Below are 22,076 nucleotides of genomic sequence, written 5' to 3' on the forward strand. Positions count from 1 at the left end.
ATATTTACAGCGCTTTTCGGGCGACTGCAGTTTTCACCGGGCTTGAGGCATGATGGGGGCCTTGAATTCATGAAGAGTAGTCCGATGCGTGTATGGATCGATGCCGACGCCTGTCCCAAGGCGGCCAAGGATCTGATCGTCAAGTTCGCCCTCAAGCGCCAGTTCGAAGTGGTGATGGTGGCGGGCCAGGCCGTGGCCAAGCCGGCGTTTTCGATCGTGCGGTTGATCGTGGTGCCAAGCGGCATGGACGCAGCCGACGATTACCTGGTCGAGCACGCTGTGCCGGGTGAGCTGGTGATCTGCAGTGATGTGCCGTTGGCTGACCGCCTGGTGAAAAAGGGCGTAGCGGTGCTGGACCCGCGCGGGCGCGAATTCGACGAGCGCAACATGGGCGACCGCCTGGCGGCGCGCAACCTGTTTACCGAGCTGCGTGAGCAAGGCCAGGTGGGGGGAGGGCAGGCGGCCTATGGCGAGCGCGACAAGCAGGCGTTTGCCAATGCGCTGGACCGGATCATTGCCCGGTTATCCAAATCCTGAACGCTGACGCAGTTCCTGTAGGAGCGGCCTTGTGCCGCTCCTACACACAGAGCGTGCGCAGCAACCTATTCGTGCGTCAGCTCCAGCACCCGGTCCACCAGCTTGTAGATCCCGCCGGCCGCTTCGCTGATCGACTTGGCTTCCATGTACGCCGGTGTCGTCACCAGTTTGCGCTGGGTATCTTCGACAATATCGTGCACATCGCACTCTTCGTGAGTGCCGCCCATTTTCGCCACGGCCGCCGCAGTGCCTGCGTCGGTACCGATGGTGCAGACCACGCCCGGCCCGTAGATCTTCGCCGCCAGTGCCGGCGAGATGCAAATCAGGCCGACCGGTTTGCAGGCGTCGGCGAAAGCTTCGGCCAGGGCCAGTACGTCCGGGTTGACGGTGCAGTTGGCACCTTCCACGGCAAAGTTGGACAGGTTTTTCGCCGCACCAAAACCGCCAGGCACGATCAGCGCATCGAAGTCTTCGGCTTTGGCTTCGCGGATGTCCTTGACCTCACCGCGGGCAATGCGCGCCGACTCCACCAACACATTGCGTGATTCGGGCATTTCTTCGCCGGTCAGGTGGTTGATCACATGCATCTGCGCAATATTCGGCGCGAAGCATTGCACCTGAGCGCCGCGCTGGTCGAGGCGCAGCAGGGTGATCACGCTTTCGTGGATTTCGGCGCCGTCATACACGCCACAGCCGGAAAGAATCACCGCTACTTTTTTTGTCATGTTCACTACTCCTGAGTCGAGGCGCTAAATGTCCTCTAGTTTGGCAGATGTCGCCATAGGGTTTCCTGCGGGAGCGGCCTAATCTGGTGGGATTACGCTTGAGACCGCGCCCATGGACCTGATACTGCTGGCCGTGCCGTTCTTCTTCGTGCTGATCGCCGTGGAGCTGGTGGCCGACCGTGTGCGCGGCCAGCGCAACTTCACCCTGGCCGATTCGATCAACAGCCTGAGCACCGGCGCGCTGTCGACCAGCACCGGGTTGCTGACCAAGGGCGTGGGGTTGGTGACCTATGCCCTGGCCTTCGAATACCTGGCCGTGCTGCGCTTGCCGTCCGATGCCTGGTGGGTGTGGTTGCTGGCCTTCGTCCTGTACGACTTCTGCTACTACTGGCTGCATCGCCTGGGTCACGAGCGCAATGTGCTGTGGGCGGCGCACTCGGTGCATCACCAGAGCGAGGAGTACAACCTGACCACCGCACTGCGCCAGACCAGTAGCGGGTTCATCTTCTCGTGGATCTTCTACCTGCCGCTGGCGCTGCTGGGGGTGCCTCCGCTGGTGTTCGTCACTGTGGCCTCGCTCAACCTGCTGTACCAGTTCTGGGTACATACCCGGCACATTCCCAAGCTCGGTTGGCTTGAGTGGGTGCTGATCACGCCATCCAACCATCGTGTCCACCATGCGCAAAACCCTGTTTACTTGGATCGCAACTACGGCGGCGTGTTCATTCTCTGGGACCGTCTGTTCGGCACCTTCAAGGAGGAAGACCCGGCCGAGCCGGTGGTGTTCGGGGTGACCACGCCGCTGGCCAGCTGGAACCCGCTGTGGGCCAACCTGCAGTTCTATGCCCAGCTCTGGCATGACGCCAGGCGCACCACAAGCCTGTGGGACAAGCTGCGCATCTGGTTCATGCCCACCGGCTGGCGCCCGGCCGATGTGGCTGCGCGCTACCCGCAGGCCAAGCAGGACCTGGCGTTGTTTCGCAAGTTCGAGATTGCCTTGGGCCGTGCGCAACAAGCCTACGTGGCGGCGCAGTTTGTGGTTTATGTGGCCTTGGGCAGCTACTTGATGGACGTGGCCGACCGTGTGCCGGCCGCCGCGCTGGTGCTCGGCTGGTCGCTGATGGCGTTTGGTCTGTTCGTATTGGGGGCGTTGCTGGAAAACCGGCGCTGGGCTGCGCGCCTGGAGCTGGCGCGGCTGCTGTTGAATGCGCCTGCATTGTACCTGGCCGGCGCTTTGGGTTTAACGGCGGTCGCGCCGCTGGCCTGGTTTCTGCTCGTGGCTTACAGCCTGCTCAGCCTCTGGGGCCTGGGCCTGGCCCGCCGCCTTGCGCTCCGCACGCAGGGTGCGGAAGCGCCGGCGCAGCCATAGCAGGCCACCCAGCGCCAGCAGGCCACCGAGCACCCATAGCTCGTAACGCTTCACGTTGCCCAGCAGGCCTTCGAGAATGGCGCCGAAGTGGTAGGCAGCGGCGCCCAAGGCTATTGCCCAGATGGCTGCACCAATGCCGTTCAGCAGCAAGTAGCGGCGCGGCGGGTAGCCCGACAGGCCAATGGCCACCGGCATGACGGTGCGCAGGCCATAAACGAAGCGGAAACTCAGCACCCAGATATCGGGGTGGCGCCGGATGTGGTCCAGCGCCCGGTCACCCATGGCCTGCCAACGCGGCTTGCGCGCCAGGATCCTGCGCCCGTGGCGGCGGCCCATGAAATACCACAGCTGGTCGCCGGCGTAGCTGCCGAAGAAGGCCACCAGGCACACCAGGTTGATGTCCATGTAACCGCGGAACGCAAGGAATCCCGCAAGCACCAGGATGGTCTCGCCTTCGAAGAAGGTGCCTAGAAAAAGGGCGAAGTAGCCGAAATCCTGCAGGAATTGTTGAAGCATTTTCTGAGGTGCTGGCGAAATGAACGCGCAGCCTACCCCTTCGCGCGCGTTCGTGAAAGTGTCCAAATGTGTCTCGACATGAACAATCCCTACTCAGACAATGCCAGAAGCCACGCGCCATGGCTTGCCCTGGTGTGTAACACAGGCGTCATAATGGGCGCTTATCTTGCCGCTCAATTGATGATAGGGCGTTAACGTCCTCAGGAACGCCAGATGAATAACGAAGTGCTCACCCCTGTCGCGATCAAGGATGCCCAGGAGCTCCCAGAAGAGATGGTGCAGACCCCGCCAGACCTGCCGCCTGCGCCCGAGCCGGTAGCGGAGCAGGTGGCCGAGCCTGTGGCCCCGGTGCCCGCCCCCGCGCCCGCCCCGGCGATCGCCGTCCCTGGCCTGGACGACAGCAGCCTGTACATTCATCGCGAACTCTCGCAGCTGCAGTTCAACATCCGCGTGCTGGAACAGGCGCTGGACGAGAGCTACCCGCTGCTCGAACGCCTCAAGTTCCTGTTGATCTTCTCCAGTAACCTCGACGAGTTCTTCGAGATCCGCGTCGCCGGCCTGAAGAAGCAGATCAACTTCGCCCGTGAGCAGGCTGGCGCCGACGGCCTGCAGCCGCACCAGGCGCTGGCGCGCATCAGCGAGCTGGTGCACATCGAGGTAGAGCGCCAGTACGCGATCCTCAACGACGTGCTGTTGCCAGAGCTGGAAAAACACCAGATTCGCTTCATTCGCCGTCGTTACTGGACGCCCAAGCTCAAGACCTGGGTGCGCCGCTATTTCCGCGACGAAATCGCCCCGATCATCACCCCGATCGGCCTCGATCCGACTCACCCGTTCCCGCTGCTGGTGAACAAGAGCCTCAACTTCATCGTCGAGCTTGAAGGTGTCGACGCCTTCGGTCGCGATTCAGGCCTGGCGATCATCCCGGCCCCACGCCTGCTGCCGCGGGTGATCCGCGTGCCGGAGGAGGTGGGTGGCCCAGGCGCCAACTACGTGTTCCTGTCGTCGATGATCCACGCGCACGCCGACGACCTGTTCCAGGGCATGAAGGTGAAGGGCTGCTATCAGTTCCGCCTCACCCGTAACGCCGACCTGGCGCTGGACTCCGAAGAAGTCGACGACCTGGCCCGCGCCCTGCGCGGCGAACTGTTCTCGCGCCGTTACGGCGACGCCGTGCGCCTGGAGGTGGCCGACACCTGCCCGAAACACCTGTCGGACTACCTGCTCAAGCAGTTCAGCCTCAGCGAAAGCGAGCTGTACCAGGTCAATGGCCCGGTCAACCTCACCCGCCTGTTCAGCATCACCGGTCTGGACAGCCACCCGGAGCTGCAATACACGCCGTTCACCCCGGCGATTCCCAAATTGCTGCAGAACGCCGACAACATCTTCAGCGTGATCGGCAAGCAGGACATCCTGCTGATGCACCCGTTCGAGTCCTTCACCCCGGTGATCGACCTGCTGCGCCAGGCCGCCAAGGACCCGCATGTGCTTGCCGTGCGCCAGACCCTTTACCGCTCCGGGGCCAACTCGGAAATCGTCGATGCGCTGGTGGACGCGGCGCGTAACGGCAAGGAGGTCACCGCGGTGATCGAATTGCGCGCGCGCTTTGACGAAGAGTCCAACCTGCAGATGGCCAGCCGCCTGCAAGCGGCCGGTGCGGTGGTGATCTACGGCGTGGTAGGCTTCAAGACCCACGCCAAGATGATGCTGATCCTGCGCCGCGAACAGGGCGAGATCGTGCGTTATGCGCACCTGGGTACCGGCAACTACCACGCCGGCAACGCCCGCCTCTACACCGACTACAGCCTGCTGACCTCTGACGATGCCCTCACCGAAGACGTCGGCAAGCTGTTCAGCCAGTTGATCGGTATGGGCAAGACCCTGCGCATGAAAAAGCTGCTGCACGCGCCGTTCACCCTGAAGAAGGGCATGCTCGACATGATCGCGCGGGAAACCCAGTTTGCCCTTGAAGGCAAGCCGGCGCACATCATTGCCAAGTTCAACTCGCTGACCGATGCCAAGGTCATCAAGGCACTGTACAAGGCCAGCCAGTCAGGGGTGAAGATCGACCTGGTGGTGCGTGGCATGTGCTGCTTGCGCCCAGGCATTCCGGGGGTTTCGCACAACATCCAGGTGCGCTCGATCATCGGCCGCTTCCTGGAGCACACGCGGGTGTTCTACTTCCTCAATGGCGGCGAAGAGCAGATCTACCTGTCCAGCGCCGACTGGATGGAGCGCAACCTCGACAAGCGTGTGGAGACCTGCTTCCCGGTGGAAGGCAAGAAGCTCTTGCTGCGGGTGAAGAAGGAGCTGGAAGGCTACCTGACCGACAACACCCACGCCTGGACCTTGCAGCCAGACGGGCGTTACGTGCGCAGCACGCCAACCGGCAACCAGAACCCGCGCAGTGCCCAGGCAACCCTGCTGGAGCGCCTGAGCAACCCGGTCCTCAACGTACGCTGAGGACGAAGCCGACCCGGGTCAGCCACTCTGCCTCGTTGGCGAAGTCGGCCTGGGTCAGTTGGTTCTGTTCCAGCCAGCCTTCCGGGAAGGCGACATCGAGGCTGTCATCGGCAGCCTTGAGCTGAACTTTCGGCATCTGCTGGTTGCCACGGATGTGGTGGAACAGGATGGCGAAGCGCAGCAGCACGCACAGGCGTAGCAGCTTGACGCCTTCTTCACCCAGTTCGGCGAACTTGTCCTTGGGGATGTTGCGGCGGTGGCCGCGCACCAGCAGGGCCATCATCTGCTGGTCCTCGCGGGAAAAGCCCGACAGGTCCGAGTGCTCGATCAGGTAGGCGCCGTGCTTGTGGTAGTGGTAGTGGGCGATATCCAGGCCTATTTCGTGCACTTTAGCCGCCCAGCCAAGCAGATCGCGCCAGTTTCCGTCTTTCAGGTCCCAGGCATCGGCCACTTGGTCGAAGGCGTGCAACGCCTTGCGCTCGACGCGCGCGGCCTGGCCTTGGTCCACATGGTAGCGCTCCATCAGCGAGTTCAACGTGCGCTCGCGCACGTCTTCATGGTGGTGGCGGCCGAGCAGGTCGAACAGCACCCCTTCGCGCAGTGCGCCGTCGCAGTGGTCCATGCGCTGCAGCTCCAGGGCGTCGAAGATCGCTTCCAGAATCGCCAGGCCCGCCGGGAAGATGGTGCGGCGGTCCGGTTTGACGCCGTCGAAGTCGATCTTGTCGACCTCGCCCAGTTTGAACAGCTTGCGTTTGACCCAGGCCAGGCCTTCAGCGTTGACCTCGCCATTGCCCAGGCCGCCGGCCTTGATGGCGGCGCCGATGGCACGGATGGTGCCGGACGAGCCGATGGCCTCGTCCCAGGTCAGGCGGTGCAGGGCGTGTTCGATGCTCATCAGCTCCAGGCGTGCAGCGGTGTAGGCCTGTGCATAACGCGCCGGGGTGATCTTGCCGTCGCGGAAGTAGCGCTGGGTGAAGCTGACGCAGCCCATCTGCAGGCTTTCGCGCAGCAGCGGTTCGAAGCGCTGGCCGATGATGAATTCGGTACTGCCGCCGCCAATGTCGGCCACCAGGCGTTTGCCAGGGGTGTCGGCCAAGGTGTGCGATACGCCCAGATAGATCAGGCGCGCCTCTTCACGGCCGGAGATGACCTCCACCGGGTGGCCGAGAATGGCCTCGGCGCGCTGGATGAATGCATTACGGTTGCGCGCTTCGCGCAGGGCGTTGGTACCGACGATACGCACGGCGCCGGCCGGCATGCCGTTGATCAGCTGTGCGAAGCGCTTGAGGCATTCGAGGCCCCGCTCCATGGCTTCTTCGCTAAGCAGGCGGTCCTCGCCGATGCCGGCGGCCAGCTGAACCTTCTCGCCCAGCCGCTCGAGAATGCGGATTTCGGTATGGTGGGCCTTGGCCACGACCATATGGAAACTGTTGGAGCCAAGGTCGATGGCAGCGATCAGGGACAGGTTCTTCGCGATGGTATGCGGCATGATCTGGTTGTTCTCGGTCGTTAACCCGGCAATCGTGCCACGATAGCAGGCTGTCGCCAACGCGTGACACGCAGCCGGTGTGCTGGCCTTGATGCAAGGCAATGTGCCATTCGATTCTATGACGGCTGTATGACAGTTTCGATTCGCGGCGTCTTGCACAACTATAGTTACACTCAATCGTCCGCAGCTTCCTGTAGACGGCAGGGGCGGCTATGATGGGCAACGTTTTTTATTGCTTACGACCTTGGAGATTTCCATGAGCGACAAAATCAAACACGTCACCGACGCCAGCTTCGACGCCGACGTACTGCAGGCTCAAGGCCCGGTGCTGGTTGACTACTGGGCTGAATGGTGCGGCCCATGCAAGATGATCGCTCCGGTTCTGGACGACATCGCTGCCACCTACGAGGGCAAACTGACCGTCGCCAAGCTGAACATCGACGAGAACCAGGAAACCCCGGCCAAGCACGGCGTGCGTGGTATCCCGACGCTGATGCTGTTCAAGAACGGCAACGTCGAAGCCACCAAGGTTGGCGCTCTGTCCAAATCGCAGCTGGCCGCGTTCCTTGACGCCCACCTGTGATGTGAAAAGGCCCCGCAAATGCGGGGCTTTTCTTTTTCAGAGCACTAGACGCAGAAAAAAGCAAGTGTTACATTCGGCCTCGCACTGCTTTTCCAGTGCCCTCTACACGCCGTCGCCGAAGCATCCCTAATTCGAATCAGTACGCGATCCTGTCGCCATCTAGCGGCGCGGCCTCATTAAGCCAGAAGCTTAATTCTCCCTTCTTACATGATTACGTCACTCCCCTTATGAACCTGACTGAACTCAAGCAAAAGCCGATTACCGATCTTTTGGAAATGGCCGAACAGATGGGCATCGAAAACATGGCCCGTTCGCGCAAACAGGACGTGATTTTCGCCCTGCTGAAGAAGCACGCGAAAAGCGGCGAAGAGATCTCGGGTGACGGCGTGCTGGAGATTCTCCAGGATGGTTTCGGTTTCCTGCGTTCGGCTGATGCGTCCTACCTGGCCGGCCCAGACGATATCTACGTCTCGCCTAGCCAGATCCGCCGTTTCAACCTGCGTACCGGCGACACCATCGTCGGCAAGATCCGCCCACCTAAGGAAGGGGAGCGTTACTTCGCCCTGCTGAAGGTCGACACCATCAACTTCGACCGCCCGGAAAACGCGAAGAACAAGATCCTGTTCGAAAACCTGACGCCGCTGTTCCCGAACAAGCGCCTGAAGATGGAGGCCGGTAACGGCTCCACCGAAGACCTGACCGGTCGCGTCATCGACCTGTGCGCCCCGATCGGCAAAGGCCAGCGTGGCCTGATCGTTGCTCCGCCAAAAGCGGGCAAGACGATCATGCTGCAGAACATCGCGGCCAACATCACCCGTAACAACCCCGAGTGCCACCTGATCGTCCTGCTGATCGACGAGCGCCCGGAAGAAGTGACCGAAATGCAGCGCACCGTGCGCGGCGAAGTGGTTGCCTCCACCTTCGACGAGCCGCCAACCCGCCACGTGCAGGTTGCCGAAATGGTGATCGAAAAGGCCAAGCGCCTGGTCGAGCACAAGAAGGACGTGGTCATCCTGCTGGACTCCATCACCCGTCTGGCGCGTGCCTACAACACCGTGATCCCGAGCTCCGGCAAGGTGCTGACCGGTGGTGTCGACGCCCACGCCCTGGAGAAGCCGAAGCGCTTCTTTGGTGCTGCGCGTAACATCGAGGAAGGCGGCTCGCTGACCATTATCGCCACCGCGCTGGTCGAAACCGGCTCGAAGATGGACGAAGTGATCTACGAAGAGTTCAAGGGCACCGGTAACATGGAGCTGCCACTGGACCGCCGCATCGCCGAGAAGCGCGTGTTCCCGGCCATCAACATCAACCGTTCCGGTACCCGCCGCGAAGAGTTGCTGACCGCCGACGACGAACTGCAGCGCATGTGGATCCTGCGCAAGCTGCTGCACCCGATGGACGAAATCGCCGCCATCGAGTTCCTGGTCGACAAGCTCAAGCAGACCAAGACCAACGACGAGTTCTTCTTGTCGATGAAGCGCAAGTAAGATCGTCGTACCACGCAAAAGCCGGGGAAACCCGGCTTTTTGCTATCTGTACTTTGGCTATTGCGGCCCTATCGGCGCTACACTCTGCACCCCGACCGATACGGCCAACACGAGGCTCATGCATGCAGTATCGCGACTTGCGCGACTTCATCCGTGGCCTGGAGCAGCGCGGCGAACTCAAGCGCATCCAGGTTCCGATTTCCCCCGTTCTGGAAATGACCGAGGTCTGCGACCGCACCTTGCGTGCCAAGGGCCCGGCGTTGCTGTTCGAAAAGCCCACCGGCTTCGACATCCCGGTACTCGGTAACCTGTTCGGTACGCCAGAGCGCGTGGCCATGGGCATGGGCGCCGAGTCGGTCGACGAACTGCGCGAGATCGGCAAGTTGCTGGCGTTCCTCAAGGAACCCGAGCCGCCGAAGGGCCTGAAGGATGCCTGGTCCAAGCTGCCGATCTTCAAGAAGGTCGTGTCGATGGCGCCGAAGGTGGTCAAGGACGCGGTGTGCCAGGAAGTGGTGGTCGAAGGTGACGATGTCGACCTCGGCGCGCTGCCGATCCAGCACTGCTGGCCCGGCGACGTGGCGCCGCTGATCACCTGGGGCCTTACCGTTACCCGTGGCCCGAACAAGGACCGCCAGAACCTGGGCATCTACCGCCAGCAGGTCATTGGCCGCAACAAGGTCATCATGCGCTGGCTCAGCCACCGTGGTGGCGCCCTCGACTACCGCGAGTGGTGCGAGAAAAACCCCGGCCAGCCGTTCCCGGTTGCCGTGGCGCTGGGCGCTGACCCGGCGACCATCCTTGGTGCCGTGACCCCGGTACCGGACACCCTCTCCGAGTACGCCTTCGCTGGCCTGCTGCGCGGTAACCGCACCGAGCTGGTCAAATGCCGTGGCAGCAACCTTCAGGTGCCGGCCACCGCCGAAATCATCCTGGAGGGTGTGATTCACCCGGGCGAAATGGCCCCGGAAGGCCCGTACGGCGACCACACCGGCTACTACAACGAAGTGGACAGCTTCCCGGTGTTCACAGTCGAGCGCATCACTCACCGGCAAAAGCCGATCTACCACAGCACCTACACCGGTCGGCCGCCAGATGAGCCGGCAATCCTCGGTGTGGCGTTGAACGAAGTGTTCGTGCCGATCCTGCAGAAGCAGTTCCCGGAAATCACCGACTTCTACCTGCCGCCGGAAGGCTGCTCGTACCGTATGGCGGTGGTGACCATGAAGAAGCAGTACCCAGGCCACGCCAAGCGCGTGATGCTGGGTGTGTGGTCGTTCCTGCGACAGTTCATGTACACCAAGTTCGTTATTGTGACCGATGACGATATCAACGCCCGTGACTGGAACGATGTGATCTGGGCCATTACCACGCGCATGGACCCCAAGCGTGATACGGTGATGATCGACAACACGCCGATCGACTACCTGGACTTCGCGTCGCCGGTATCGGGGCTGGGGTCGAAGATGGGCCTGGACGCCACGCACAAGTGGCCGGGCGAGACTACACGCGAATGGGGACGGGTCATCGTCAAGGACGAAGCCGTCACCCGCCGTATCGATGAGCTGTGGGATCAGTTGGGAATAGATTGATGCAGGTAACGTTGCAGCCGTCCGGGGCGGTGCTGGCGCTCGAACCCGGGGAACGGATCCTGGATGGAGCGCGGCGGCTGGGCTATGACTGCCCGAACAGCTGCCGCAATGGCAATTGCCATGTCTGCGCCGCGTTGTTGGTCGAAGGCCGGGTACGGCAGGACGGCGAAGTCCGCGACCATGGGGAGTTGTTCACCTGCATTGCCGAACCGCTGGAGGACTGTGTGTTGCTCTGGGACGGTGTGCTCGCCCTGGGCGAGCTGCCAGTGCGCAAGCTGGCGTGCAGCGTCAGTGAGTGCGTCGACGTCGGTGGCGACGTGTGGCGGGTGCGTTTGCGCGCGCCAGCCGGCAAGCCACCGCGTTACCACGCCGGGCAGTACCTGATGATCGAGCGCGAGGACGGCAAGCAGGCGGCCTTCTCGCTGGCCTCCGCGCCTCACGCCGGTCGTGAGCTGGAGCTGCATGTGCTGGCGCGTGAGCCCAGTGCGCTGCAACTGATCGAGCAACTCAAGCGTGACGGTTTGGCGCGCATCGAAATGCCGTTCGGCGACACTCATCTGGCCGAGCTGCCGGATGGGCCGCTGGTGCTGATCGCCGCGGGTACCGGCATGGGCCAGATGCACAGCCTGGTGGAGCATTGCCGGGCCAAGGGCTTCAAGCACCCAGTGCACCTGTACTGGGGCGTGCGCAGGCCCGAAGACTTCTACCAGATCGAGCACTGGGATGAATGGCAGCGTCTGCCCAACCTGTTCCTGCATCAGGTTGTCAGCGACCTGTGCGGCTGGGAAGGCCGTTGCGGCATGTTGCACGAGGCGGTTTGCGAGGACATCGTCGACCTCAACACCGTGCATGTGTATGCCAGTGGTTCCCCAAACATGATCTACGCCACCCTCGACGCCCTGGTCGAAGCCGGCATGGATGCACACCGCATGCGTGCGGATGTGTTTGCCTACGCACCGCGCGGTTAATAACCGAAGTTTGAAAGTGTGGGTATAAGGCGGTAATTGTTACCGCCTTGGCTAATAACTTTCACCGCTGTTGAAACAGTACTCCCCAGTCGTCGGAACCGCGCATGAAACACTGACGCGAGGGCTTGAGTATTCCTGCCGTTCTGGCCTATGGTTACTGCAAGCGCCCTTGGTATAGAGGCCTTGGGCCGCTGCGTAATCGAATCTCGCTACATCCGTAGTTCACAGGGATAATGGCGGCAGCTTATGTCGGCACTTGAAAGTATGTCCTGGGAAGTTTCATATCCTCCGGCACTCGACTTTGGTCAGCAACATACTCACGACCAGTTGTTCAACTCGATGAAGATGACCATGTCGCGCCATCAGGGTGGGCCCGTGTGGTTGTTTGCCTATGGTTCGTTGATCTGGCGGCCGGAGTGCAATTCGGTAGAACGCCAGCGCGCGCGGGTGCACGGTTACCATCGGGGCTTGTACCTGTGGTCGCACGAACACCGCGGTACCCCGGAAACTCCCGGGCTGGTGTTTGGCCTGGACCGTGGCGGTTCCTGTAGCGGCTTTGCCTACCGGCTGGATGAAAGCAACCTGGACGAGTCGCTGATGGCCCTGTGGCAGCGCGAGATGCCGTACCCGGCGTACCGACCGCACTGGCTCACCTGCCGGCTGGGCGATGGTAGCAAGGTGCAGGCTTTAGGCTTTGTGCTGGAGCGGCATTTGCCGTGCTATGCGGGAAACTTGCCAGATACCTTGCTCAGCCAGATTCTGGCCAGTGCCAAGGGGCGTTACGGCACAACGCGGGACTACGTGGAGCAGACGTTGAATGCCTTGCGCAGCCACCAGATGCCCGATCGTAACCTGGAGGCGCGGTTCCGACGCTGTCATAACCTGCGGGAAGTCTGAGCTTTTGGGGCCGCTGTGCGGCCCCAGAATAATCAGTGCATCTGCACCACCAACTTACCCACAGCCTGCCGCTGCCCCAACTTCTCGATGGCAGCCCCAGCCTCAGCCAGTGGATAAGTCTGCGACACCAGCGGTTTCAACTTGCCCTCGGCATGCCAGGCAAACAGCTGCTTGAAGTTAGCCGTATTGTCTTCCGGCTGGCGCTGTGCAAACGCCCCCCAGAACACCCCCAGCACTGCCGCGCCCTTGAGCAACACCAGGTTGGCCGCCAACTGCGGGATGGACCCGCTGGCAAAGCCCACCACCAGCAGCCGGCCATTCCAGGCTAGCCCCCGCACGGCCTGCTCGAACAGCTCACCACCGACCGGGTCGTAGATGACATCCACACCCTGGCCACCGGTCAGCCGCTTGATCTCGTCGCGCAGGCTGGCCTGGCTATAGTCGATCAGCTCATCCGCCCCGGCCGCCTTGGCCACGGCCAGTTTCTCGGCACTGCTGGCCGCCGCGATCACCCGTGCACCCATGGCCTTGCCGATTTCCACTGCCGCCAGCCCAACACCGCCGGAAGCGCCCAACACCAGCAGGGTTTCACCGGCTTGCAGTTGGCCACGCTGGCGCAGGGCGTGCATGGAGGTGCCGTAGGTCATGCCGAATGCCGCAGCGGTGGTGAAGTCCATGCTCGCCGGGATCGGCAGTACGTTGTAGAACGGCACCGCCACCTGTTCGGCGAACGCGCCCCAGCCGGTCAGCGCCATGACCCGGTCACCCACCTTGAACGCACCGGCCTTTTCTCCGACCGCAGCCACCACGCCCGCTGCTTCGCCACCCGGCGAGAATGGCAGCGGCGGCTGGAACTGGTACTTGCCTTCGATGATCAGGGTGTCGGGGAAGTTGACCCCGGCGGCCTGCACATCCAGCAGGATCTCGTTCTTCTTCGGCAGCGGGCTGGCCACGTCTTCCAGCACCAGGTTGCGCGCCGGGCCCAAGGTTTTGCACAACACAGCTTTCATCGGGGCTATTCCTTTGCGGGTAGTGGCCGATAAGTGTAGGAGGGCCACCTGCCGGGTCAACGAGCATGGCCCGCCCTGATGTGCAGGCATAAGTGCCGGCACAAGCCCGGGCTTGGGTTTGAGCGGTGTGCTGGGTAAGCTGGCGCCAACTGTATTGAGGAGCGAATTCGTGAAAGCGTGGATCTTGATGGTATTGGCGCTGCTGCTGCCGGCTGCGGCCATGGCCGAAGAGGCCAAGGAAGGGGCGCCCAAGGTCGCCTACATCAGCCTGAGCCCGCCCTTTGTCGGCAACTATGCCCTCGACGGCGGCCCACGGCTGCGTGTGTACAAGGCCGATGTGGCTCTACGCGTGACGGGCGATGAAGCCGCCAAGGCGGTGCAGCACCATGAACCGCTGATCCGCAACCAGCTGGTGGCACTGTTCACCCAGCAGACGGTGGACAGCATGAGCAACGTCGAAGCCAAGGAACATCTGCGCCAGGAGGCGCTGAAGCAGGTGCAGCAGGTGCTGGAAGCAGAAGAGGGCAAGCCGATTGTTGAAGACTTGCTGTTCAACAACCTGATCGTGCAGTGATCAATTGTGGGAGCGGGCGTGTCCGCTCCCACAGATGCCTCCACGGTGCCTGCGTTATCAGGACGCCAGGCTCCGACGAAACCGCGCCAGCGCCACGCTGAAGAACACCAGGCCGATCAGGCCCAGCGCCAGGATATCCGGCCATACCACCGCCCAGCCTGCATCCCGGAACAGGATCGCAGCCCCCAGGCTGACGAAGTGTGTCGACGGCGAGCCCTGCATCACCCACTGTAACCACTGCGGCATGCTGTCCAGCGGTGTGCTGCCGCCTGACAGCAACAGCATCGGGATGATCACCGGGATCGCCAGCAGGCCGAACTGCGGTGTCGAGCGCGCCAGGGTGGCGAGGAAGATGCCCAGCGCGGTACTGGCGAACAGGTACAGCGCCGTCACGGCCAGGAACAGCCCCATCGAGCCGGACAACGGCACGCCCAGCGCACCTTTCACCACCACCACCAGCGAAATCCACGTGCAGATCACCACTACCAGCGCGTTGCTGCCAATCTTCGCCAGCATGATTTCCAGTGCCGTCAGCGGCAGCACCAGCAGGTGGTCGAGGGTGCCGTGCTCACGCTCACGCAGCAGCGCGGTGCCGGTGAGGATGATCGCCAGAATGGTGATGTTGTTGACGATCTGGATCACCGCCAGAAACCAACCGCCCTCCAGGTTGGGGTTGAACAGCGCTTTGGGGTTGATCAGCACTGGGCTTTGCACATTGCCGCGTTGACTGTAGTCGAGCAGTTCACGCTCGAAGATGCGGCCGATATAGCCAGCGCCCATGAACGCCTGGCTCATGGCCGTGGCATCGACATTGATCTGCAACTCCGGCGAACGCCCGGCCAACAGGTCGCTCTGGAAATTCACCGGCACATTGATCACGAAGGTGTACTGGCCGCTGTCCATGGCCTGGTCCAGGTGCTCCGGTGCCAGCGGCACGGCGGGCTGGAACTCCGGCGGTTGCAAGGCTTCGCTGAGCTTGCGTGAGAGCAGGCTGTGGTCTTCGTCCACCACCGCGACGCTGGCGTTGTGCACGCCAATCACCGAGCCGGCTGCCGGCATGTAGATCGCCACGCTGAAGGCATACAGCAGGAACAGCAGCAGGACGCTGTCGTGGCGCAGGCTGGTCAGTTCTTTCAGGCCCAGGCGCAGGGTGTGGTTCAGGCGCGACATGTCAGGCCTCCTGCTTCTTCAGCATGGCCAGGCTCAGGCCGGTGAACGCGGCAAAGAAGCCCAGCAGGATCAGGCACTGCGGCCACAGTTCGCGCAGGCCCAGTGCCTTGGTGAAGGTGCCGACCGCGATATCGAGGAAATAGCCCGCCGGGAACAGCTGGCCCATCACCGCCGCTGCGCCGTCCAGCGACGAGCGTGGCACGATCAGCCCGGAAAACTGGATCGTTGGCAGGCTGGTGATGATCATGGTGCCCAGGATGGCCGCGATCTGGGTGCGGGTGAACGCCGAGATCAGCAGGCCCAGGCTGGTGGTGGCCAGCAGGTAGGCCACACCCCCGCAGGCCAGGGCCAGCACGCTGCCCTTGAGCGGCACGGCGAACAGCCAGCGGTTCATCGCCACCAGCAGCGCCAGGTTGACCAGGCTCACGGCAAGGTAGGGCATCTGCTTGCCCAGCAGGAACTCCAGGCGCGTGAGGGGGGTGGCATAGAAGTTCGTGATGGAGCCCAGCTCTTTCTCGCGGACGATGCCCAGCGCAGTAAGCATGGCCGGGATGAAGGCCAGGATCAGTGCCATCACGCCCGGGCCGATGGCATTCACGCTGACCACGTCCTGGTTGTAGCGAAAACGCGTTTCCAGACGCACCAGGTCCTGCCGCGCCTGCGGCTGTGGGCTGGCCCTTGCCAATTGCTCCAGGTTGGCCTGGTGCACGGCTTCCACGTAGTTGCGGCTGGTTTCTGCACGGAACGGCATGCCGCCGTCGAGCCAGGCTGCCACCACCGGCTGGCGTCCGGCATACAGGTCACGCCCAAAACCGGGAGGAATCTCCAGCGCCAGTTTGATTTCCGAGCGTTGCAGGCGCTGGTGCATTTCGCGGCTGTCGCGGATCGGCGCCTGCTCGGCGAAATACCGTGAGCCACGGAAGGCCTCAAGGTAGGCCCGGCTTTGCGGGCTCTGGTCCTGGTCGTGTACAGCAAAGGCAAGGTTTTCCACATCCAGCGAAATGCCGTAGCCGAAGATCACCATCATGAACAGCGCACCCAGCAGGGCGAAGGCCAGGCGTACCTTGTCGCGCAGCAGCTCCTTGCCCTCGCGGCTGGCCACCGCCAGCAGGCGGCGCAGGCTGAAGCCCCGGCGCAGCGGCGGCGCGGCCGTGGCGGTCTGCTCCAGCACAGCGTTGTCCGTGGCTTGTGGTGCCAGCGCCTGGGCTTGCTCCAGGCAGCGCACGAATGCGTCCTCCAGGGTGTCGCCGTGGTACTGGCGCTGCAAGGCATCCGGTGTGTCGCAGGCCAGTACCCGCCCGGCATGCATCAGCGAGATGCGGTCGCAGCGCTGGGCTTCGTTCATGAAGTGAGTGGAAAGGAAAATGGTCACGCCCTGCTCGCGGGACAGTTCTACCAGCAGGCGCCAGAAGTCGTCGCGGGCGGCCGGGTCGACGCCAGAGGTCGGTTCGTCGAGGATCAACACTTCCGGGCGGTGCAGCACCGCCACCGCCAACGACAGGCGCTGACGCAGGCCAAGCGGCAGGGCGCCGGACGGCTGGTCGGCGATAGCGGCGAGGTCGAAGCGCTCTATCAATTCGTCGATGCGCTGGGCGCTTTCGGCCTTGGGCAGGTCGAACAGGCGGGCATGCAAGGCCAGGTTTTGCCGGGTACTGAGCTCACCATACAGCGAGAAGCTCTGCGACATGAAACCGACCCGCTTGCGCGTGGCCAGGTCGCTGGCGTCCACCGGGCGCCCCAGCAGGCTGGCGCTGCCCTCGCTGGCCGGCATCAGGCCGGTGAGCACTTTCATGGTGGTTGTCTTGCCGCAGCCGTTGGAGCCGAGGAAGCCGAAGATCTCCCCACGGCCGATGGCGAAGCTGACCTTGTTCACGGCTGTGAAGTCGCCAAAGCGCAGGGTCAGGTCGTGGGCTTCAATGGCGATCTGGCCGTCCTTGGCCTCACGCGGCGGGATGGTCAGGGGTTGATGCTGAGCCTTGCCTGCGCCCTGGTAGTGGGTGAAGGCGTCGTCCAGCTTGCCACTGGGGGTGGCTGCGGCCAGCTCATGACTGGGGCCTGCGGCCAGCAGGCGGCCGCCATCGAGCATCAGGCAATGCTCGAATTGTTCGGCTTCTTCCATGTAGGCGGTGGCCACCAACAGTGTCAATTGGGGGCGTTGTGCGCGTACCTGTTCGACCAGCTCCCAGAAGCGCCGCCGCGACAACGGGTCTACGCCAGTGGTCGGCTCGTCGAGGATCAGCAGGTCCGGCTCGTGGATCAACGCGCAGCACAGGCCCAGCTTCTGCTTCATGCCGCCTGACAGCTTGCCGGCCGGCCGCTCGGCAAAGCGCTGCAGGTCGGTGGCTTGCAGCAGGTTGGCCATACGCTGCTCGCACTCGCGCCGGCCCAGCCCGAACAGGGTGGCGAAAAAGCGGATGTTCTCGCTGATCGACAGTTCCGGGTACAGGTTGTTGCCCAGCCCCTGCGGCATGAACGCCACCTTCGGGTACAGCGCCGCCCGATGACGGCGCTGGCGGATCGAGCCGCCCAGCACCTGCAGCTCGCCCTGTTGCAGGCGCTTCACGCCGGCGATCAGCCCAAGGAGGGTCGATTTGCCCGCGCCGTCAGGGCCGATCAGTGCGCAGCGGGTACCGGCAGGCAGGCTGAAACCCAGTGTATGCAGGGCCGTCAGGTCGTCGTAGCGGTGGCTGATACCCTCGGCCAGCAGTGCCGGGGCGTTCATTGCAGGTTGGCCGGCCAGTCCACCTCAGCCGTGCGCACGTAGCCGGCGCCAGGCATGCCCGGTTTGGCCTGCGGCACGGTGCCCGGATCGGTCAGGCGCAGTTTTACCCGAAACACCAGCTTCTGCCGCTCGTCGCGGGTTTCCACCTGTTTGGGGGTGAACTGGGCCTTGGCCGCAACGAAAGCCACTTTCGCCGCAAGGGCGCGCTCGGGCAGGGCGTCGAGCACGATCCGCGCCTGGTCGCCTACCGTCAGCCGGCCGCTGGTGGAAGCCGGGAGGTAGAGGTTCATGTACTGGTCGCTGGGGTCGATCAGCATCAGCACGCGGCCGCCAGCACCCAGCACTTCACCGGGCTCGGCCAGGCGCAACTGGATAATGCCGGCGATGGGCGCACGCAGGCTGCTGTCGTCGATTTCGCTGGTGAGCTGGGCCACCTGGGCTTCGGCTGCGCCGATGGCGGCCTTGATCGCTGCCAGCTGGGCGCGGGCCGCGACCACGGCCGAGTTGGCCGTGTCGAAGCGCGCCTGCTGTTGGTCGAGCAACTGCTGGCTGGCGTACTTGCGCTGGAAAATTTCGCGCACGCGCTTGAGTTCCTGGCTGGCCAGCAGCAATTCGCTCTGGCGCAACTGTACGGACGCTTGGGCCGCTGCGTAGTTTTCCCGGGCGCGCAGCACTTCGGCTTCGGCCTGGCTGCGCTGGGCTTCCATGGTGCGGGTGTCGATACGTGCCAGCAACTGGCCGCGGGCGACCTTGTCGCCTTCGTCGACCAGCACTTCGGCCAGGCGACCGGGGATTTTGCTGGCGATCTGCACTTCGGTGGCCTCCAGGCGGCCATTTCCCATGCTCAGCCCTTCGGGCAACTGGTCGTGGAGCGATTTCCAGTACCCCAGACCACCAGCTGTTGCCAGCAGGGCGATCAGTGCGGTGGCGAAGATTCTGGGGGCATATCGGTTCATCGTTCTGCATCCTTGCGGTCATGCACAGCACATCATGGCGCGCGGCCCTGTATGGCGTGTTGATATCGGTCAAACCCTTGACCTTAGCTGCACATTCAACGCAACGCGACAATCACCGCCCATTGTTCGGGTGTTACCGGCATCACCGACAGGCGGCTGCCTTTTTGCACCAGCGGCAACTCGGCCAGGCCGGCTTGTTGTTTCAGCCAGCCCAACTCCAGCACCCGAGGCAGGGTTTGCACATGGGCCACATCCACCGCGCTCCACGGGTTTTTCTCGGGCGTGGCCTTGGCATCGTAATAGTGGCTTTGCGGGTCCAGCGCGGTCGGGTCGGGGTATGCTGCGCGGGTGATCCTGGCAATGCCGGCGATGCCCGGTTGCGGGCAGCTGGAGTGGTAGAAGAAAAATTCGTCACCCACGCTCATGGCCCGCAGGAAATTACGCGCCTGATAGTTGCGCACGCCGTCCCAGCGCGCTTCGCCCAAGCGGCCGAGGGCTTCGATGGAGAGCTCGTCGGGCTCGGATTTCATCAGCCAATAGGCCATGGATGTCGCTCCTGAAAAGGTTTGAAATAACCTGTTGCACGAAACCGACAGCCGGTTGGCGTCAAGGTTTGCGTGCGGACGCAGGTTGTCGGAAAATGCGCCCCGTTTAAAGCGCTATGCGCTGGCGATTCCCAGAAAATCGCCGCGCACTGAACAGTTTGCCTGGGGGGCATTCTTCGATGAATCAACGTAAAAAGCCGGATCTGCTGTGGATCCTGGTGTTCATTTTTGGCCTGGGTGTGGTCACTACCGGTTATGCGCAAGGGTTCTGGGAGCGCAAGCTGGACAACGCCTACCAGATGCCGGTCGACGCCAGCCAGCCACCACAACGTTGATGCCCTCGCTGGCGCCGCTCAACGCGGCGCCAGGTACCAGCCACGGTCCGAGACCGTCCCCTGCAGCGGTACATCCCAACTGGCCTGCGCCAGCCGCTCGACCTTCTGGCATTCATGCGCCAGCCCCAGCAGCAAAGGCTTCTTCCAGGTTTTGCGACGCCCCTGGTAGGCCAGGCTGCGATCATAAAAGCCGCCACCCATGCCCAGGCGCCCGCCCACTTCATCGAAACCGACCAGCGGCAGCAGGATCAGGTCCAGCGCCCAGATCGGCCGTTGGCGCTTGCGGTCGGTGACCGGTTCGGGAATACGAAAGCGGTTGGGCCTGAGCTTTTCGCCCTGCTCGAAACGCTGGAACACCATGCGTGTACGTGGCCAGGCGTGCAGCACCGGCAGGTAGGTGTGCTTGCCGCGGCGTTGAGCTTCCCGCAGCAGCAGCCCGGGGTCGATTTCGCCGTCGTTGGGCAAATACAAGGCAATGTGCCGGGCGCGGCGGAACAGCGGGTGTTGCGCCAGTTGGCGGTACAGGCCGAGGGTGGCCTGGCGTTGCTGGGCAGGGGTAAGGGCGCGGCGGGCGTTGCGAAGCAGGCGACGGAGCTGGGGGCGGGTGAGCGGCGCGGTGTCGGTCATGGCACGGGCGATCCCAGAAGTGATGGCCGACATTGTTGGCCAAAACGAATTGCCCGCCAGAAGGGGCGGGCAAGAAAATTCAGGCTCCCCGATAAGACCGCTATCGGTGTAGCCCTTGAACCCGAAAGTTCAAGGTGGAGATTGCAGGGGGCGTTAAGGCTTTCCGTCGGGCGGACATGCACACCGGCCCCAGCGTGCAACCCCCGTGGTTGTGCGTATCGGCTCAGGGACATAACCGACTGGCGCATCCCCCAGGGAGTGGCGCCAGTATACCAATGTCAGCCGATTTTGGTACCCGTGTCGTCGGACAGCGCCTGATCGACCCGCTCCAGCAGGTCGCGTACCTGTTCGCGGGTGGTGCCGCCGGCCGGCGCTTCATTGCGGTCTTCCTGGCGGTGCAGCATCTCGTGGGTAATGTTCAAGGCCGCCATCACCGCGATACGGTCGGCGCCAATCACCTTGCCGCTGCTGCGGATCTCGCGCATTTTGCCGTCCAGGTAGCGGGCGGCGCTGACCAGGTTGTTGCGCTCTTCCGGCGGGCAGATGATCGAGTATTCCTTGTCGAGGATCTGCACGGTGACGCTATTGCTTGAACTCATGAGTCTTGCTCCAGAGCCTTGAGGCGTAAAATCATCGACTCGACTTTGCGCTTGGCGATCTCGTTCTTTTCGATGAGGTGGGCGCGCTCTTCGCGCCAGGATTTCTCCTGCGCTACTAGGAGTGCATTTTGCCGTTTTAGTTGCTCGACGCGTTCGATCAGCAACTCGAATCGGCTCATCAGTGCCTGCAGGTCGTTCTCTTGCGTGGGTTGCACTCGATTCGCTCCGTCGTTGAGTCACCTGGCGATGATGCCTCTCCCTGGGCGGCGACGGCCAGTGCCGATGGTCTTGGCGCGCCTGCCGGTGCTAGGATACAAGGTCTCCATTCTAGTCATTGCGCCGTCTGGCGCCTAGCTGCCCATGCCCAATACCCAATCGCCCTACATCGCCTTCGCCATGCTGCTTTCGAGCAATGGCCACCCTGTTACCCCGGCCGAGCTGCACGGCCTGCTGATCGGCCGCAGCTGCGCCGGTGCCGGCTTTGACGCCGACGGCTGGCTGGCAGATGCCGCCCAGCTGCTGGAAACCGAGCCCGGTGATACCGTGCGCAATGCCCTGGTCGGCCTGCAGGAAATGGTCAAGGGCGAGCTCACCAGCGACGACATGGCCATTGTCCTGCTGTTGCCTTCCGACGACGCCGCACTGGGCGACCGCGCCACCGCACTGGGCCAGTGGTGCCAGGGCTTCATCACCGGTTTTGGCCTGAATGCCGGTGGCAAGGACCTGTCCGACGAAGCCAAGGACGTGCTGCAGGACCTGGTGGCCATTTCCCAGGTGCAGGAAGCGCTCGAAGAGTCCGAAGATGGCGAGAGCGACTACATGGAAGTCATGGAATACCTGCGCGTGGCACCGCTGTTGCTGTTCTCCGAGCTGGCCAAGCCGGCCGCACCCGCGCCCAAGCCATCGCTGCACTGA

21 protein-coding genes, 1 other RNA gene and 1 pseudogene are annotated in these 22,076 nt (G+C 63.0%); 11 read left to right on the forward strand and 12 right to left on the reverse strand.

The genetic code is table 11. The features are described 5' to 3' along the window. The first annotated feature begins 84 nt into the window (after positions 1-84). Positions 85-537, forward strand: coding sequence for a YaiI/YqxD family protein (locus tag B9A31_RS01510; RefSeq protein ID WP_019096503.1), 453 nt, complete (start codon positions 85-87; stop codon positions 535-537). A gap of 65 nt (positions 538-602) precedes the next feature. Here the strand turns inward: B9A31_RS01510 and elbB are convergent, their stop codons facing one another. Further along, on the reverse strand, positions 603-1,262 hold the full coding sequence (elbB, locus tag B9A31_RS01515) for an isoprenoid biosynthesis glyoxalase ElbB (protein WP_084296610.1): 660 nt from the start codon (positions 1,260-1,262) through the stop codon (positions 603-605). Positions 1,263-1,374: 112 nt separating this feature from the next. Here elbB and B9A31_RS27375 point away from each other — a divergent pair. Then, a pseudogene (locus tag B9A31_RS27375) lies at positions 1,375-2,001 on the forward strand (sterol desaturase family protein); the annotation flags it as partial. Positions 2,002-2,502: 501 nt separating this feature from the next. Here the strand turns inward: B9A31_RS27375 and B9A31_RS01525 are convergent. Next, positions 2,503-3,147, reverse strand: coding sequence for a DedA family protein (locus B9A31_RS01525; protein ID WP_161751315.1), 645 nt, complete (start codon positions 3,145-3,147; stop codon positions 2,503-2,505). 213 nt (positions 3,148-3,360) lie between these two features. Between B9A31_RS01525 and ppk1 the strand changes: the two genes are divergently transcribed. After that, positions 3,361-5,610: a polyphosphate kinase 1 gene (gene ppk1 / locus B9A31_RS01530; protein WP_016712624.1), complete on the forward strand. Its 2,250-nt coding sequence runs from the start codon at positions 3,361-3,363 to the stop codon at positions 5,608-5,610. Here ppk1 and ppx read toward each other — a convergent pair. Next, complete coding sequence (ppx, locus tag B9A31_RS01535) at positions 5,597-7,099, reverse strand: exopolyphosphatase (RefSeq protein ID WP_016712623.1); 1,503 nt, start codon at positions 7,097-7,099, stop codon at positions 5,597-5,599. The genes ppk1 and ppx overlap by 14 nt on opposite strands. Positions 7,100-7,355: 256 nt before the next feature. Between ppx and trxA the strand changes: the two genes are divergently transcribed. The 5 genes from trxA (at position 7,356) to B9A31_RS01560 (ending at position 12,623) form a co-directional block, all read left to right on the forward strand. Continuing rightward, positions 7,356-7,682: a thioredoxin TrxA gene (trxA, locus tag B9A31_RS01540; RefSeq protein WP_016712622.1), complete on the forward strand. Its 327-nt coding sequence runs from the start codon at positions 7,356-7,358 to the stop codon at positions 7,680-7,682. Between the two features lie 227 nt (positions 7,683-7,909). Then, entirely contained in the window at positions 7,910-9,169 is a 1,260-nt protein-coding gene (rho, locus tag B9A31_RS01545) for a transcription termination factor Rho (RefSeq protein ID WP_003253661.1), read from the forward strand. Positions 9,170-9,291: 122 nt separating this feature from the next. After that, positions 9,292-10,758 carry a 4-hydroxy-3-polyprenylbenzoate decarboxylase gene (gene ubiD, locus B9A31_RS01550; RefSeq protein WP_016489755.1) on the forward strand — a complete coding sequence of 489 codons (1,467 nt, stop codon included), beginning with the start codon at positions 9,292-9,294 and terminating at the stop codon, positions 10,756-10,758. After that, positions 10,758-11,726, forward strand: a complete 969-nt coding sequence (locus B9A31_RS01555) for a CDP-6-deoxy-delta-3,4-glucoseen reductase (RefSeq protein ID WP_084296611.1) — start codon at positions 10,758-10,760, stop codon at positions 11,724-11,726. Before ubiD ends, B9A31_RS01555 begins: the two co-directional genes overlap by 1 nt. A 246-nt stretch (positions 11,727-11,972) precedes the next feature. Continuing rightward, a complete protein-coding gene (locus tag B9A31_RS01560; RefSeq protein ID WP_027609986.1) occupies positions 11,973-12,623 on the forward strand; it encodes a gamma-glutamylcyclotransferase in 651 nt (216 codons plus the stop codon). A gap of 32 nt (positions 12,624-12,655) precedes the next feature. Here B9A31_RS01560 and B9A31_RS01565 read toward each other — a convergent pair whose 3' ends face one another. Then, positions 12,656-13,633: an NADPH:quinone oxidoreductase family protein gene (locus B9A31_RS01565; RefSeq protein ID WP_025752133.1), complete on the reverse strand. Its 978-nt coding sequence runs from the start codon at positions 13,631-13,633 to the stop codon at positions 12,656-12,658. 169 nt (positions 13,634-13,802) lie between these two features. Between B9A31_RS01565 and B9A31_RS01570 the strand changes: the two genes are divergently transcribed. After that, positions 13,803-14,207: a flagellar basal body-associated protein FliL gene (locus B9A31_RS01570; RefSeq protein WP_016712618.1), complete on the forward strand. Its 405-nt coding sequence runs from the start codon at positions 13,803-13,805 to the stop codon at positions 14,205-14,207. Between the two features lie 57 nt (positions 14,208-14,264). On the opposite strand, the gene B9A31_RS01575 is transcribed toward B9A31_RS01570, so the two are convergent. From B9A31_RS01575 to B9A31_RS01590, 4 genes are all read right to left on the reverse strand, one after another. Continuing rightward, positions 14,265-15,377 carry an ABC transporter permease gene (locus tag B9A31_RS01575; RefSeq protein ID WP_019096508.1) on the reverse strand — a complete coding sequence of 371 codons (1,113 nt, stop codon included), beginning with the start codon at positions 15,375-15,377 and terminating at the stop codon, positions 14,265-14,267. 1 nt (position 15,378) lies between these two features. Continuing rightward, positions 15,379-18,099: a ribosome-associated ATPase/putative transporter RbbA gene (gene rbbA, locus B9A31_RS01580; RefSeq protein ID WP_025752138.1), complete on the reverse strand. Its 2,721-nt coding sequence runs from the start codon at positions 18,097-18,099 to the stop codon at positions 15,379-15,381. Next, entirely contained in the window at positions 18,096-19,055 is a 960-nt protein-coding gene (locus B9A31_RS01585; RefSeq protein ID WP_019098109.1) for an HlyD family secretion protein, read from the reverse strand. Before B9A31_RS01585 ends, rbbA begins: the two co-directional genes overlap by 4 nt. A gap of 95 nt (positions 19,056-19,150) precedes the next feature. Then, the gene (locus tag B9A31_RS01590) at positions 19,151-19,600 is read right to left on the reverse strand and encodes an EVE domain-containing protein (RefSeq protein ID WP_025752145.1); all 450 of its coding nucleotides are present in this window, start codon (positions 19,598-19,600) and stop codon (positions 19,151-19,153) included. A 179-nt stretch (positions 19,601-19,779) separates the two neighbouring features. Here B9A31_RS01590 and B9A31_RS27225 point away from each other — a divergent pair, with 179 nt between their 5' ends. Continuing rightward, entirely contained in the window at positions 19,780-19,935 is a 156-nt protein-coding gene (locus B9A31_RS27225; RefSeq protein ID WP_019098108.1) for a hypothetical protein, read from the forward strand. Between the two features lie 18 nt (positions 19,936-19,953). Here B9A31_RS27225 and B9A31_RS01595 read toward each other — a convergent pair whose 3' ends face one another. The 4 genes from B9A31_RS01595 to B9A31_RS01610 form a co-directional block, all read right to left on the reverse strand. After that, positions 19,954-20,562, reverse strand: coding sequence for a 5-formyltetrahydrofolate cyclo-ligase (locus B9A31_RS01595; protein ID WP_025752146.1), 609 nt, complete (start codon positions 20,560-20,562; stop codon positions 19,954-19,956). Positions 20,563-20,643: 81 nt separating this feature from the next. After that, positions 20,644-20,823: non-coding RNA, 6S RNA (ssrS, locus tag B9A31_RS01600), on the reverse strand. Between the two features lie 17 nt (positions 20,824-20,840). Beyond that, a complete protein-coding gene (locus B9A31_RS01605; protein WP_019098106.1) occupies positions 20,841-21,161 on the reverse strand; it encodes a cell division protein ZapA in 321 nt (106 codons plus the stop codon). Next, positions 21,158-21,340, reverse strand: a complete 183-nt coding sequence (locus B9A31_RS01610) for a TIGR02449 family protein (protein WP_029886233.1) — start codon at positions 21,338-21,340, stop codon at positions 21,158-21,160. The genes B9A31_RS01605 and B9A31_RS01610 overlap by 4 nt, the downstream gene beginning before the upstream one ends. A 181-nt stretch (positions 21,341-21,521) precedes the next feature. On the opposite strand from B9A31_RS01610, the gene B9A31_RS01615 reads away from it, so the two are divergent. Beyond that, positions 21,522-22,076, forward strand: coding sequence for a YecA/YgfB family protein (locus tag B9A31_RS01615; protein ID WP_019098105.1), 555 nt, complete (start codon positions 21,522-21,524; stop codon positions 22,074-22,076).

Origin of the sequence: Pseudomonas sp. URIL14HWK12:I5 (assembly GCF_900176445.1) — a bacterium.
GTDB lineage: Bacteria > Pseudomonadota > Gammaproteobacteria > Pseudomonadales > Pseudomonadaceae > Aquipseudomonas > Aquipseudomonas monteilii.